The sequence below is a fragment of the Photobacterium obscurum genome, from assembly GCF_026191635.1.
Classification (GTDB): domain Bacteria; phylum Pseudomonadota; class Gammaproteobacteria; order Enterobacterales; family Vibrionaceae; genus Photobacterium; species Photobacterium obscurum.
Window position 1 is genome coordinate 175,549 of the sequence record NZ_JAKRRW010000008.1, and the last position, 13,251, is coordinate 188,799.

At 50.6% G+C, this 13,251-nt stretch carries 12 protein-coding genes; 8 read left to right on the forward strand and 4 right to left on the reverse strand.

Going from position 1 to position 13,251, the window contains the following annotated elements; genetic code table 11:
- Nucleotides 1-31 precede the first annotated feature (31 nt).
- The 3 genes from MD588_RS12560 to MD588_RS12570 form a co-directional block, all read right to left on the reverse strand.
- Nucleotides 32-322, reverse strand: coding sequence for a DUF3624 domain-containing protein (locus MD588_RS12560; protein WP_265697638.1), 291 nt, complete (start codon nucleotides 320-322; stop codon nucleotides 32-34).
- A gap of 375 nt (nucleotides 323-697) precedes the next feature.
- Nucleotides 698-2,149 (reverse strand): dihydrolipoyl dehydrogenase, encoded by a 1,452-nt coding sequence (locus MD588_RS12565; protein WP_265697639.1) that lies wholly within the window; start codon nucleotides 2,147-2,149, stop codon nucleotides 698-700.
- A 92-nt stretch (nucleotides 2,150-2,241) separates the two neighbouring features.
- Complete coding sequence (locus MD588_RS12570) at nucleotides 2,242-2,970, reverse strand: glutathione peroxidase (RefSeq protein WP_265697640.1); 729 nt, start codon at nucleotides 2,968-2,970, stop codon at nucleotides 2,242-2,244.
- Between the two features lie 174 nt (nucleotides 2,971-3,144).
- On the opposite strand from MD588_RS12570, the gene oxyR reads away from it, so the two are divergent.
- On the forward strand, nucleotides 3,145-4,047 hold the full coding sequence (gene oxyR / locus MD588_RS12575) for a DNA-binding transcriptional regulator OxyR (protein WP_265697641.1): 903 nt from the start codon (nucleotides 3,145-3,147) through the stop codon (nucleotides 4,045-4,047).
- A gap of 87 nt (nucleotides 4,048-4,134) precedes the next feature.
- On the opposite strand, the gene MD588_RS12580 is transcribed toward oxyR, so the two are convergent.
- Complete coding sequence (locus tag MD588_RS12580) at nucleotides 4,135-6,681, reverse strand: penicillin-binding protein 1A (RefSeq protein WP_265697642.1); 2,547 nt, start codon at nucleotides 6,679-6,681, stop codon at nucleotides 4,135-4,137.
- A 145-nt stretch (nucleotides 6,682-6,826) separates the two neighbouring features.
- Between MD588_RS12580 and pilM the strand changes: the two genes are divergently transcribed.
- The 7 genes from pilM (at nucleotide 6,827) to aroB (ending at nucleotide 13,240) form a co-directional block, all read left to right on the forward strand.
- Nucleotides 6,827-7,837, forward strand: coding sequence for a type IV pilus biogenesis protein PilM (gene pilM / locus MD588_RS12585; RefSeq protein ID WP_265697643.1), 1,011 nt, complete (start codon nucleotides 6,827-6,829; stop codon nucleotides 7,835-7,837).
- Nucleotides 7,834-8,433 (forward strand): PilN domain-containing protein, encoded by a 600-nt coding sequence (locus MD588_RS12590; protein WP_265697644.1) that lies wholly within the window; start codon nucleotides 7,834-7,836, stop codon nucleotides 8,431-8,433. The genes pilM and MD588_RS12590 overlap by 4 nt, the downstream gene beginning before the upstream one ends.
- Nucleotides 8,426-9,028: a type IV pilus inner membrane component PilO gene (locus MD588_RS12595; protein ID WP_265697645.1), complete on the forward strand. Its 603-nt coding sequence runs from the start codon at nucleotides 8,426-8,428 to the stop codon at nucleotides 9,026-9,028. The genes MD588_RS12590 and MD588_RS12595 overlap by 8 nt, the downstream gene beginning before the upstream one ends.
- A gap of 1 nt (nucleotide 9,029) precedes the next feature.
- The gene (locus MD588_RS12600; RefSeq protein ID WP_265697646.1) at nucleotides 9,030-9,560 is read left to right on the forward strand and encodes a pilus assembly protein PilP; all 531 of its coding nucleotides are present in this window, start codon (nucleotides 9,030-9,032) and stop codon (nucleotides 9,558-9,560) included.
- 18 nt (nucleotides 9,561-9,578) lie between these two features.
- The gene (locus MD588_RS12605; RefSeq protein ID WP_265697647.1) at nucleotides 9,579-11,294 is read left to right on the forward strand and encodes a type IV pilus secretin PilQ; all 1,716 of its coding nucleotides are present in this window, start codon (nucleotides 9,579-9,581) and stop codon (nucleotides 11,292-11,294) included.
- 328 nt (nucleotides 11,295-11,622) lie between these two features.
- Nucleotides 11,623-12,141: a shikimate kinase AroK gene (aroK, locus tag MD588_RS12610; RefSeq protein ID WP_265697649.1), complete on the forward strand. Its 519-nt coding sequence runs from the start codon at nucleotides 11,623-11,625 to the stop codon at nucleotides 12,139-12,141.
- A 19-nt stretch (nucleotides 12,142-12,160) separates the two neighbouring features.
- Nucleotides 12,161-13,240 (forward strand): 3-dehydroquinate synthase, encoded by a 1,080-nt coding sequence (gene aroB, locus MD588_RS12615; protein ID WP_265697650.1) that lies wholly within the window; start codon nucleotides 12,161-12,163, stop codon nucleotides 13,238-13,240.
- The last annotated feature ends 11 nt before the right edge of the window (nucleotides 13,241-13,251 follow it).

The following is a 13,251-nucleotide window of genomic DNA, read 5'->3' on the forward strand; positions in this document are numbered from 1 at the left end:
TCCTAGGTTTAGTTACTAGTGAGCGGATTTTTTATGGCATTTGCCGGGGCTTGCGCTCACGCTTGAGCCTGTTTTTCAAGGTAGATCTAACTTTCAAGGAATTACTCAAGGCGACAATCAAGTGCGCGGCCAGCAGCAGACTGAATGTCGCTGCGGCAAAAAGTAGGGTAATAGAGCCCACGACCTTCGGGGTAGGTAAGTAGAAGTAGAACCAGGCTCCCCAGCTGATTATGCTCAGCAAGGTTAGCTGGAGCATACATTGGCGGCATCGGCCGAGCTTCTGTTTAATTAGACTTGTTTTTTTGCAGCTGCGGCAGCCCATAGTGTCTTTCGTATAATCGGTTCGGGTGGGGGTGATTGTACATAAAAAAGCCCTCCGGATGGAGGGCGTATTAGGGTCTGTTTTTCTATCAACATTGCACCTGTAAAGACTATAAAAGTCTTCAGACAAGGCACGAAGAGAGAGGTTTAGTGTTCTAAATAAGCTCTGAGTAACGCCGTATGAAGCTTTTTGAGCCTTTACCCGAAGGGCTGGGGCTATTTTTCCACCTTACAGCGTTGTCAGATATTTAAGTAGGGCAACTACATGGCATATCTTCCGCCTTGTAAGCTGAAAAAATAGCCTCCAGCAGGAATTATGTTGATAGATAAACAGGCCCTATTAGGAGAGTTGTAGTGCGTTCTTGCTTGTCCGGACTTAGCAGCCAGGGCCACAGTCCAGACAGTGTTTGATCATTTCCGGACCAAGGTGAAGCTTGGCGTTCAGATCCCTAAGGGCAGTACGGACACCTTCTTCAATGACTGGGTGATAGAAAGGCATATCCAGCATTTCTGCAACAGTCATCTTGTTCTGATGCGCCCACGCCAGTAGGTGCGCCAAGTGCTCGGCATTCGGGCCAATCATCTCGGCACCCAGGAAGCGGCCGGTGCCGTGCTCGCCATAGACATGCAGCACCCCTTTGTTACGCAACATGACACGTGAGCGGCCTTGGTTTTCAAATGACACCTCACCGGTCTCGAAACAACCGCAGTTGCCTAAGCGGGTAGTGATGTCTTTGTATGTTTCGCCAACCATTGCAATTTGCGGATCGGAGAAAACTGCCGAGATTTTCGAGCGGCGCAGTCCGGCACGGATATCCGGGAAACGGCCTGCATTGTCACCTGCAATTCGCGCCTGGTCGGCAGCCTCGTGCAACAGCGGTAGCTGGTTGCTGGCATCGCCGGCAATGAAAATGCTGTCGACAGATGTTTGCAGCGTGAAGTGATCGGCAACCGGAACGCCACGCTCATCCAATTCGATTGCGGTATTTTCTATCGCCAGCTTGTCGACGTTCGGGCGGCGTCCTGTCGCGGCCAGCACGTAATCAACGGTGATTTCTTTTAGCTCGCCATCTTTGCCAAGGTATTTGATTTCAACTGCATCACCTTGACGCTTCATGCTCTCGAGTCTGACATCGGCATCAAGGTAAAACTCTTCATTAAAAGTGTTGTCGGCATAGGCCATTACAGCTGGGTCGGTCAGTGGGCCAACCTGGCCGCCAAGGCCAAACATGGCCACTTCAACCCCCAGTCGCTTTAGTGCCTGGCCTAGCTCAAGGCCAATTACGCCAGGGCCAAATATTGCCACTGCGCGAGGGAGATCATCCCAGTTGAATACGTCGTCATTGATGATCAGGCGATCGCCCAGCTCATTCCAAACGGTTGGGTAGGCAGGACGAGAGCCTGTTGCGATAACAATACGTTTGGCCGATATTTGGGTATGCTCATCGACGATCAGAGTATTGTCGTCGATAAACTTGGCATAACCCGCAATTTTGTCCTCCGCCGGGATTTCCTCAACCCCTTCCAGAACAAAGCCGACAAAGCGGTCACGTTCACGTTTTACCCGGTCCATGACTTCACGGCCGTTAATCATGATTTCGCCTTGTGGGTGAACACCAAAGCCCGGTGCTTTTTCGATCTGGTGAACGCTTTCTGCCGCAGCGATCAGTAGCTTAGATGGCATGCAACCGACTCGCGCACAGGTCGTACCGTAAGGGCCGCCTTCAATCATCACTACGCTATCAGTATGGGCTTTGGCTGCACGGTATGCGCCTAAACCTGCAGTACCACCACCAATGACTGCAACATCAACATTCAGGGTTTTCATTTCGCTTCTCTCCAATCAAATCTTTTTTATTCGGCCTGTATATCCGTTACGGTGGGGTACGTTCACCCCACCTTATAATTGCTTTGGCCGGATTAGCCTAGGTATGCTTCTAGTTCTTCGCTACCACCGATGTGTTTGCCGCCGATGAACACCTGAGGAACTGTGCTTTGGCCAGACACGGCGCGCAGGCTCACTGTTGTTGCATCTTTGCCCAAGATAACTTCTTCATACTGAAGACCTTTATCGATTAGGTTCTGCTTCGCTTTGGCACAGAACGGACAGCCAGGTTTAGTGAATACCGTGATTGATTCTTGTAGCTTGTGCTCTGGCGCAACGTACTGAAGCATGGTGTCGGCATCAGAAACTTTGAACGGGTCGCCTGGTTCTTCGTTTTCGATAAACATCTTGGTGACAACACCGTTCTTAACCAGCATGCTGTAGCGCCATGAGCGAGGACCAAAGCCTAGTTCTTCTTTGTCTACCAGCATGCCCATGCCTTTTGAAAACTCACCGTTGCCATCAGGGATGAAAGTAATGTTTTCTGCTTCCTGGTCGGCTTTCCAAGCATTCATGACGAATGTATCGTTCACCGATACACATAGGATGTCGTCAACGCCATGCTCTGCGAAAACTGACGCTAGTTCGTTGTAGCGAGGCAGGTGGCTTGAAGAGCATGTTGGGGTGAATGCACCCGGCAGGCTGAATACGACAACTGTTTTGTTTGCAAATAGTTCATCCGTTGTTACATCTACCCACTGGTCGCCCTGGCGAGTGTGGAAAGTAACCTGTGGAATTGCCTGACCTTCTTTAGATGTGAACATAATCTTTTCCTTCAATACTTTAATTTATGTTTAAGTGGTTATTTGTGTTTCAACCGGAGCTTACTCTTCGCTGCTCCGTTTTGATGTGATGATTATGTGATTTTACGCTTGATAGGTCTAATCGTTTGCTGCTATGGTTTTAATAGTTAAAAGCTATTACTAAGTTGTAGAGCCATGAATATCAGAGATCTCGAGTACCTGGTGGCCTTGTCTGAGCACAAGCATTTCAGAAAAGCTGCCGAAGCCTGTTTTGTCAGTCAGCCCACCCTGAGCGGGCAAATTCGCAAGCTGGAGGATGAGCTCGGCGTGTCACTGCTGGAGCGAACCAGCCGTCGGGTGCTGTTTACCGATGCGGGTTTGAATCTGGTCGCCCAGGCACAGAAAGTCTTGCTGGAAGTTAAGGTCCTGACCGAGTTGGCGAGCCAGCAGGGGGAGAGTATGGCCGGGCCGTTACATATCGGGTTTATTCCGACGGTGGGACCTTACCTGCTGCCGCACATCATTCCGCAGATCAAGGCATCTTTTCCTGAGCTAGAGCTATTTCTTCATGAGGCGCAAACCCACCAGTTGGTTCAGCAACTGGAAGAAGGCAAGCTGGACTGCATTATTCTGGCCGCCGTCAAAGAGACCGAGTATTTTATCGAGCTGCCGCTTTATAATGAACCAATGGTATTGGCCGTGCCGGATGAGCACCCGTGGGCCAAGCTGAAAGAGCTTGAGATGGCTAAGCTGCATGGTGAGACTTTGCTGATGCTGGGTGACGGGCACTGCCTGCGGGATCAGGCGATGGGCTTTTGTTTTGCGGCTGGTGCCCATGAAGATGGCAGTTTCAAAGCCACCAGTCTCGAAACCCTGCGCAATATGGTCGCAGCGGGAAGCGGGATCACGCTGTTGCCCCAGCTTGCTACGCCCAAGGAGCAGAACCGTGACGGAGTGAGTTATATCAAAGCTTGCGATCCGATCCCGACGCGCTTGATCACCCTTGCCTATCGCCCGGGCTCTCCGCTGCGGGCGCGCTATGAAAAAATAGCCGAGCTGATCAGCCAGCACATCGTCGCTCGCTTTAGTACGGAGTAGGGCCTTGAGAAGAACCCGCTTTGGTATGTGATGGAGATACAAAAAGAGCGCCACAGGGGCGCTCTTTGATTTTGTGTACTGGGGATATTAGAACAGCTCGTCGGAGCTATCCGATTCGAAAATCCCTTCAGAAGCGCCTTCGCCAACCTGCTCTGTTGGTTCGGTACCTTTTTCAAAATACTCAAACATCGAGGTGTAATCGTTACGGTTGCTCAGCTTGCCGGTATCGCGGTCAATACGGACTTTGACGATATCAGACGGAAGCTGCTTGCGCTGTACCGGCACATCTTCCAGGGCTTTGCCCATAAACGAAACCCAGGCTGGCTGCGCGGTTTTTGCCCCAGCTTCACCGCCAGAAATTTGGTTCTTGTCCAGATTATTGTTCCAGGACGCTTTGCCCAGCTCACGGCTATGATCATCGAAACCGACCCAGGAGGTTGCCACAATATTCGGGCCAAATCCTGAGTACCACGCATCTTTCGAGCCATTGGTGGTACCCGTTTTACCGCCGACATCACGGCGTTTCAGCACCTGACCACGCCAGCCGGTTCCGTTCCAGCCGCTGCCATGGCGCCAGTCACCACCACCCCAGATGTTGCTTTCTAGCATTTCGCGGACTAGGAAGGCATTTTGTTCTGAAATAACCTGAGGCGCATAGCGGACCTGCTGTTGATCACTGCTCTCCGAACTGCCTGCATCTCCCAGCTCCTGCTCGCTGATAGCGATGTCGTTGAGGACTGCGCGGCTAGCCACAACGGCATTCCCCGCTTGCTGTTGGTCGCGCTGACATTCCGTGTTGCAGACAATGTTCGGGTTAGCCTGGTAGACCAGGTTGCCGTAAGGGTCTTCAACACGCTCAATGAAGTAGGGCTCGACATAGTAGCCACCATTGGCAAAGACAGAGAAGCCCTGTGCCATTTCCAGTGGTGTCAGGCTACCAGCCCCAAGGGCAATCGCTTCGGCGCGTGGCAGATCTTTCTTTTTGAAGCCAAAGCGGGTTAGGTAATTGATGGATTCATCCAGACCGACACTTTGCAGGACTCGTACTGCCATAACGTTTTTTGATTGTGCCAACCCCAGGCGCAAACGGGTTGGGCCGTTATAGGTCGGTGGCGAGTTCTTAGGACGCCATGCTGTCCCCATGCTTTTGTCCCAGCGGTTGATCGGTGCATCATTGATCAGGGTCGCCAGGGTCATGCCGGTATCTAGCGCCGCCGAATAGATAAATGGCTTGATGCTAGAGCCTACCTGACGGACAGACTGGGTGGCACGGTTAAACTTGCTATGGACAAAGTTGAACCCCCCCACCATGGCTTTGACTGCACCATTTTGTGGTGATACTGCCACAAAGGCCGTGTTGGCATCAGGCACCTGGCTAAGTACCCACTGTTGGTCTTTTTGCTGTACCCAGATTTGCTGGCCGGCAGCTAAAATATCGGTTGCTGCTTTAGGTGCCGGGCCCTGACGGGTATCGGTCACGAACTTGCGCGCCCACTTCATCCCAGCCCATTCGATGGTGTGCTGTTCGCCGGTTTGGGTCATCACCTGCGCGGTTTTACCGTTGACCCCAGTGACCACGGCGGCACGTAACTCACCATAGCTTGGCTGTGTTTTCAGGTGCTCGACAATTTTTTGGTTGTCCCATGCTGCTTGCCCAGATTTCCATAGTGTTGTAACCGCGCCTCGGAAACCGTGGCGCTGATCGTAGCGAAGCAGGTTATTGATGGCGGCCTGTTGCGCAGCCTGCTGCAATTTCGGATCGACCGTTGTGTAAATGCGCATTCCCGAGGTATAGGCATCTTCACCATAGCGTTCGACCATCCAGGCACGTGCGCGTTCAGCAAAGTACGGCGCATTGAGCTCAATTTCAGCACCGTGGTAGCGGGCGACAATTGGCTCCGAACGGGCCTGATCCAACTCAGTCTGGGTAATATAGCCTTCGGCAAACAGACGACTTAGTACCACATTGCGGCGTGTGGTTGCACGGTCCAATGAATAAAGCGGGTTCATGGTCGAAGGTGCTTTCGGCAAACCGGCGATGACCGCAATTTCACTTAATGTCAGTTGGCTGACCTCTTTGCCGAAATAGACTTGGGCGGCCGCACCGACACCGTATGAACGGTAGCCGAGGTAAATTTTATTCAGGTAAAGCTCAAGAATATCTTCTTTGCTCAGCAGTTGCTCGATATGGATAGCAATAAAAATCTCTTTGATTTTACGCATTATTTTCTTCTCGTTGGAGAGGAAGAAATTTCGTGCAAGCTGCTGGGTAATGGTACTGGCCCCTTGTTTGGCAGAGCCGGATGTCGCCACGACAAAAGCGGCGCGGGCAATACCGATTGGGTCAATACCTGGGTGGTCGTAGTAACGGCTATCTTCGGTCGCAATGACGGCATTGATCATTTGCGGTGGGATATCGTCGAGTGCCAGCGGGATACGACGTTTTTCACCGAACTGTGAAATCAGCTGGCCGTCGGCGCTGAAAACCTGCATAGGTGTCTGTAATTCGACATTTTTTAGTGTTGCAACATCTGGGAGTTCTGGCTTTACGTAGAGGTAAAAACCAAAGATTGTACTGACTCCAAGAATCATGCAAATCATTGCAAGGATAAGTAATCGCTTTATGAACTTCACTTGAGAATTCCCGTTACACCATCAATCGGCCGTTCAATATATTTCAACCAATAGTATAAAGATAACTTAAATAAAATTAACGCCATAGGCTGGTGTTTGTTTTAAAAATATTTTGCTTTTCCGTTACGAGGGAGCATAGCACGGTATGTTTCGGAACCCACGAATAATTGGGATAGATATTGGTCATCATAGCGTTAAAGCGGTCGTGCTGAGTCAAAATAAAGAACAATTAGAACTGACTGCATTTGCTGAAATTGTATTGCCTTCATCGGTGATCAATGAACAGCATAGCGTGAATACATCTGCCTTGTTGTCAGCAATACGTAAATTAAAAAAGAGTTTGCCGTTTAACGCCAAAACAGTGGCACTAGCCTTACCTGACAGTGCTGTTATCAGCAAAGTCATTCAGCTTGATACCAATTTGAGTGATGAAGAAGCCGAGTTTGCGGTTGCTCAGGCGCTAAGTGCATCGTCGCCATTTCCGGTTGAAGAGCTAAGGCTGGATTTCTTCCCGCTGTCGTCCGACTCCTTCACGGAGCCGACGATGACTGCCCCGTATCAGATTTTTGCAACTCGAAAAGACACCATTGATAGCCGGATTGAGGCGGTAAAAAAGGCCGGCTTGACACCGAAGGTCATGGAACTGCAGACCCATGCTCTGTTGTGGCTGGCCGAGCATGCCGCCGAACAAAGTGCTATGCAGGACCAATGGGGGCTGGTCGACATTGGCAAGCGGCATACCGAGTTTAGTGTCAAACCGTCGGGCGCGGCGGCTTACCACCGTGAGATAGCATTTGGTACCCGGCAACTTCGTGCTAATAGCTTTGATGATAGCGAAAGCATGCAGGTGTTTTCGCCGACCCCCGATCAGGCTGAAGCATTCACCAAGCAATTGGCCGATCAGCTAAAGCGTCAGTTCCAGCTGTATAACTCGACCCACCCGCGTTCTGTCTTGAAAGGCATTTGGCTGTGCGGCGGCAGCCAGCATGTTGTGCTGGATGACCTGCTTACCCGGCTGCTCAGTATTGAAGTGCAGTGGATGAATCCGTTCAGCTACTTTCCGTGTAGTAAAAAGTTGGACGAGATAGCCAGCAATAGCTTTTACAGCCAGTATGCGGTCGCGACCGGGCTTGCAATTCGAGGAGCGGCAGAATGATTGAAAAATTAAATCTGCTGCCCTGGCGAGAGGAAAGACGTAAGCAACATAAGCAACGTTTCATTGTCATGCTGGGGGCCGCGGTGATTGTCGTTGCTGCGGTGCAATGGCTGGCGGCAAGCTATATCGAGCAGCAAAAATATATTCAGCAGACCCGAAACCAGCAACTACGGCAAGAAATCTCGGCACTGGAGCGTCAGTTGGCTTTATTGCCTGAGCTTGATCGGCAGCGCGATGCTTTGAACAGGCGGCTTGGGGTCATTGCGGATATTCAGAAGGAGCGAAACCGGGTTACTCATTTGCTGAGCATGCTGCCGGGGATCGTGCCTCAAGGGGTCTACCTCGACAATATCTCGATGAAGTCTGCCCGGATATCGGTCAATGGTACCGGAGACTCGAATGGCCGACTGGCGACCTTACTATCGAATGCTGAAATGTCTGCCTGGCTGAAAGATGTTGCCATGCACTCTATCGTCGCAACAAAAGGTGATAAAAAGCAGGATCAGACCCAGTTTAAAGCCTCATTCACCATGAAGCATCCCGAAGAACCGGCACAAGATGTTGCCGTAAAGAACAAGGAGAGCAGCCGTGAGTGACTGGCAGGATTTGGAACTAGATGAAATCACGGAATGGCCCGTTGTTCCCCAGAGTGTTGTGGTCATACTGCTGGCGTTGATTTTGGGGGCGGCAGGTTGTTGGTACTGGCTGATCCCGTTGCAGGATGAGCTTGCGGACCTCAAGCAAACGGAATCAGAGCTACGCACCCAGGTTATACGACGAGCCAGCCAAGTGGCTGCCTTGCCGACGGTCAGGTTGCAGGTTGAAGAACTTAAAGATCGCTATCAACACGTTATTGAGCAACTGCCTGAGGAAAAAGAGCTGGCCAGTCTGCTTTCTGGGGTCAATGACATTGGGATCCGTAATGGTTTGGAATTTCAGCGTATTGAGTGGGCGCCGCGAGTTGAGCAGCCGCTGTACTATGAACTGCCCATTAATATCGCCCTCACTGGTCGCTATGAGGATATCGGCAAGTTTGCGGCGGCGGTCGCGAAGTTGTCGCGGATTGTGACCCTCAATGATTTCGATTTGAAGTTGTTGGAGCAGAGCCAGCCGCAGGAGACCCTGTCGCTGAAAGTTTCGGCCAGTACCTATCGATTTAAGGCGCCAAAGTCGCAAATAAAGGGGGAATAGCATGAAAATGGTTTGGCTTATTGCCCCCGTCTGTATGTTGATGCTTGGCTGCCGGGCAAATGAAGATTCCATCCAAGGCTTTATCGGCCAGGCTCATGACGAAGCCCTGGCAGAGGTTGCTCCGTTGCAGGAGCAGTATAAGTTTGTTGCTGATGAGTTTGTCATGACCAGCCCCCGGGTACCTTTTATCCGTCCCCGCCCGGAGCTGGCTGAAAGTGAGCCGGAGACGGCAAAAGCATGCTGGCAGCCGGATGTTCGTCAGGTAAGAGGTCCTCTGGAAAGTTATCCACTCGTCCAGCTGAGTATGAAAGGTGTGCTGGGAGATGGGAACCAGTTATGGGCGCTCATCTATACCCCCGAAGGTAAGTTAGTGAAGATCCGAGAGGGCTATTATCTCGGGCTTAATCACGGCAGAGTCCTGCAGGTGAGTCCGAAAAGTATCGAGATAGAAGAAATTTTGCCTGATGGTGTCGGTTGCTGGTTGAAAAGACCGATTAAATTGACGTTAGTCACCACAGACTCAGCAGTATAAGAAGGAAGAGACAAAAAGATGAAAAGGAACTTTCCGGCGCTAAACACAGTGCAGTCTGTGTGCTTACTTGTTCTCTGTTTGCTTATGAGCTCGATGGCCTTTTCGGTCGCGGCATCCGCTGTGGTGGATAATCAGGTTACCAAGATTGACTTTAAACGTAATCAAAAAGGGCAGGGGGTACTTAGCGTTGACTTGGCCAGGGCGCAGTCTTTGGTTGATATGCGTAAGTCGGGCAAGCAGCTGTATATCGATATTATTGATACCGCAATTAGTGATGAGATGTTGTATGTCTTGGATGTGGTTGATTTTGGCACCAATGTTAACTCGGTCGAAACGTTCAGCATGGAAAAAGGCGCCCGGCTTATCCTTAATATGGCTGAGCCGTTTACCTACGGCTATACCCTTAAAGGGACGCGCTTCAATGTGATGGTGAACGGGTCTAGCGCGAGCATCGAAGCTGGCCAGAGTGAACAAGTGACCTACAAAGGCAAGCCCATTTCGATTAACTTCCAGGATGTTCCGGTTCGGAACGTATTACAGCTGATCGCAGAATATAATGATTTTAATCTCGTGGTTTCCGATACCGTGCAGGGCAATGTGACACTTCGCTTGGATGATGTTCCGTGGCCCCAGGTGCTCGACATTATAATGCAGGCAAAAGGGTTGGATAAGCGAGTCCAGGGTACCGTGGTCCTGATCGCCCCGAAGCAAGAACTGGCCCAGAGCGAGCAAAAGGCGCTCGAGGCAAAACGTAAAGAAGAGGAGTTAGCCTCGTTGCGTTCAGAAATCCTCCAGGTAAATTACGCAAAAGCGACGGATCTGGCGGATCTGCTTCAGGGGGCCACTGACGGTATCAGTATGCTTTCTGAACGCGGTTCACTACACGTCGATGCCAGAACTAATTCGCTGATTGTCAACGATCTTCCTGAGAGTATTGCGAATGTCAGAGATATCGTTTCGGCGTTGGATATTCCTGTGAAGCAAGTGCATATTGAAGCGCGAATTGTCACGGTGAACGAAGGCGATATAGACGAGCTCGGGGTTCGCTGGGGGATCCTCAGCAGCAGCGGGAATAACACGGTCGGGGGCTCAATCGAGAGTAACTTAAATTCCGTGGGTATGCTGGAAGATGATGCGACAGTGGATGACTTTCTTAATGTGAATCTGGCGGCAACCCAGGCAGGTGCATCTAGCATCGCCTTTCAGGTGGCCAAGCTGGGCGACATTTTACTGGATCTTGAATTGTCAGCCCTGCAGGCCGAGCAGAAGGCGGAAATCATATCGAGCCCCCGTTTGGTAACCACCAATAAACAAACGGCTTATATCGAGCAGGGAACAGAGATCCCCTATCTGGAAGCGGCTTCTAGTGGGGCGGTTTCGGTTGGTTTCAAGAAGGCGGTACTGAGCTTGATGGTGACGCCGCAAATTACGCCGGACGATAAGTTAGTGCTCGATCTGGTGGTGACGCAGGATAAACCCGGACAGGTTGTCAATACCGGAACCGGCGAGGCCGTTGCCATTGATACCCAGCGGATCGGTACTCAGGTACTGGTCGAGAATGGGGAAACGGTGGTGCTGGGCGGGATTTACCAGCATCAGGTCGATAACTCTGTGGAGAAAGTGCCGTTACTGGGCGATCTGCCGGTATTGGGGGCATTGTTTCGTCATAAGCTAGAAAAACTGGCCAAGCGTGAGTTGCTGATTTTCGTGACGCCGAAGATAGTATTGCAGTAATTGCGCATCTTTTGTCATTGCTGGCGTATCAGTTAACACCACCTGCCAAGTTATCGCGATTTCTGTGTTGGTGGTGTTAAGTTGTTGTGTTTGTTGCAAACTTTTCCGGTTGGCGATAGCGTGAGGAGGCATTGTTTGATGCTTGGTCTCGTCTCAACGGTAATTAAATTGGCAATGAATCACTCTAGCTATTGCCAAACGATATCGAGTCCTGAGATAATTTTCGGTCTTATCACGAATTAAATGTGAGGAAGTTGGCGCCTCGGGCTTATTTATAGATAGCCTGCGGGCGGTGTCGTTTTATTAACCGCGCGTAAAATTGCTAAAAATGGCTGAAAAACGAAATATTTTCCTAGTCGGCCCAATGGGTGCCGGCAAAAGCACTATTGGTAGACACCTTGCTCAGCAGCTACATATGGAATTCTTTGACTCTGATTCTGTCATTGAAGAACGTACTGGAGCCGATATCAGCTGGGTATTTGATGTTGAAGGTGAAGACGGGTTCCGTGTTCGCGAAGAGAACGTGATCGATGATCTGACCCAGGAACAAGGTATTGTTCTTGCGACAGGTGGTGGTTCTGTTAAAAGTAAAGATAACCGCAACCGCCTTTCTGCTCGCGGTATCGTGGTGTACCTTGAAACTACCATTGAAAAACAATTAGCCCGTACTCAGCGTGACAAAAAGCGTCCTCTGCTACAAACAGATACGCCACGTGAAGTACTTGAAGCGCTTGCCGAAGAGCGAAACCCTTTGTATGAAGAGGTTGCAGACTACGTAGTACGCACTGATGATCAGAGCGCTAAGGTAGTGGCAAACCAAATCATCAAGATGCTTGAAGAGCGTTAATAACCAAGAGAAGCTGACCATGGAACGGATCAACGTCAAGTTAGGTGACAGAAGCTACCCAATCTCAATCGGCGCCGAGTTGTTTAATGACCCGGCGTTGTTTTCATCTGCTATCAGTGCGGGTCGACGTGTTGTCGTGGTCAGTAATGAAACGGTGGCGCCGTTGTATGCCGATAAGGTAATGGCGACCATCCGCTCACTGCAATGTGATGTTGCATTGTTATCATTGCCTGACGGCGAGCAATACAAAACCCTTGAGACCTTTAATCAGATCATGACGTTTTTACTCGATGGTAATTACGGTCGTGACGTGGTGATCGTCGCACTTGGTGGTGGGGTGATTGGTGATGTCGTCGGTTTTGCTGCCGCGAGTTACCAGCGTGGCGTCGATTTTATCCAGGTACCAACCACCTTGTTGTCTCAGGTGGATTCTTCTGTTGGTGGTAAAACGGCAGTGAACCACCCGCTGGGTAAAAATATGGTGGGTGCTTTCTACCAGCCAAAGGCGGTTGTGATCGACAACCATTGCTTGAAAACCCTGCCTGAACGCGAGTTTGCAGCCGGTATGGCTGAGGTGATCAAGTACGGTATTATTGCGGACTATGACTTTTTTGTCTGGTTAGAGCAGAATATTGAAAAAATGCAGGCGTTGGATAATGATGCCCTGTGTTATGCCATCGGACGTTGCTGTCAGATCAAAGCGGATGTCGTAGCCGCTGATGAGAAAGAATCCGGTGTGCGAGCCTTGCTGAATTTAGGTCATACCTTCGGACATGCGATCGAAGCCGAGATGGGCTATGGTAATTGGCTACATGGCGAAGCTGTATCTGCGGGCACGGTGCAGGCGGCACAAACCGCATGCCTCCAGGGCCTGTTGTCATCAGATGATGTCCGGCGAATTACTCACTTGCTTGAGCGAGCAAACTTGCCTGTTAAAGCTCCGGCTTCTATGGACTTCGATAGTTATATGAAGCACATGATGCGAGATAAAAAAGTTTTGTCAGGTCAGCTGAGGCTGGTGCTACCGACTTCGATCGGCAGTGCCGAGGTCGTGGCTGATGTACCACACGATATTCTTCGTCGTGTGATTAGTGCTTGAAGTTGTAAGTT

What these genes read in the sequence shown, in the direction of transcription:
- MD588_RS12560 (WP_265697638.1), bottom strand. Translation starts at nt 322, where the DNA reads ATGGGCTGCCGCAGCTGCAAAAAAACAAGTCTAATTAAACAGAAGCTC.
- MD588_RS12565 (WP_265697639.1), bottom strand. Translation starts at nt 2,149, where the DNA reads ATGAAAACCCTGAATGTTGATGTTGCAGTCATTGGTGGTGGTACTGCA.
- MD588_RS12570 (WP_265697640.1), bottom strand. Translation starts at nt 2,970, where the DNA reads ATGTTCACATCTAAAGAAGGTCAGGCAATTCCACAGGTTACTTTCCAC.
- oxyR (WP_265697641.1), top strand. Translation starts at nt 3,145, where the DNA reads ATGAATATCAGAGATCTCGAGTACCTGGTGGCCTTGTCTGAGCACAAG.
- pilM (WP_265697643.1), top strand. Translation starts at nt 6,827, where the DNA reads ATGTTTCGGAACCCACGAATAATTGGGATAGATATTGGTCATCATAGC.
- MD588_RS12590 (WP_265697644.1), top strand. Translation starts at nt 7,834, where the DNA reads ATGATTGAAAAATTAAATCTGCTGCCCTGGCGAGAGGAAAGACGTAAG.
- MD588_RS12600 (WP_265697646.1), top strand. Translation starts at nt 9,030, where the DNA reads ATGAAAATGGTTTGGCTTATTGCCCCCGTCTGTATGTTGATGCTTGGC.
- MD588_RS12605 (WP_265697647.1), top strand. Translation starts at nt 9,579, where the DNA reads ATGAAAAGGAACTTTCCGGCGCTAAACACAGTGCAGTCTGTGTGCTTA.
- aroK (WP_265697649.1), top strand. Translation starts at nt 11,623, where the DNA reads ATGGCTGAAAAACGAAATATTTTCCTAGTCGGCCCAATGGGTGCCGGC.
- aroB (WP_265697650.1), top strand. Translation starts at nt 12,161, where the DNA reads ATGGAACGGATCAACGTCAAGTTAGGTGACAGAAGCTACCCAATCTCA.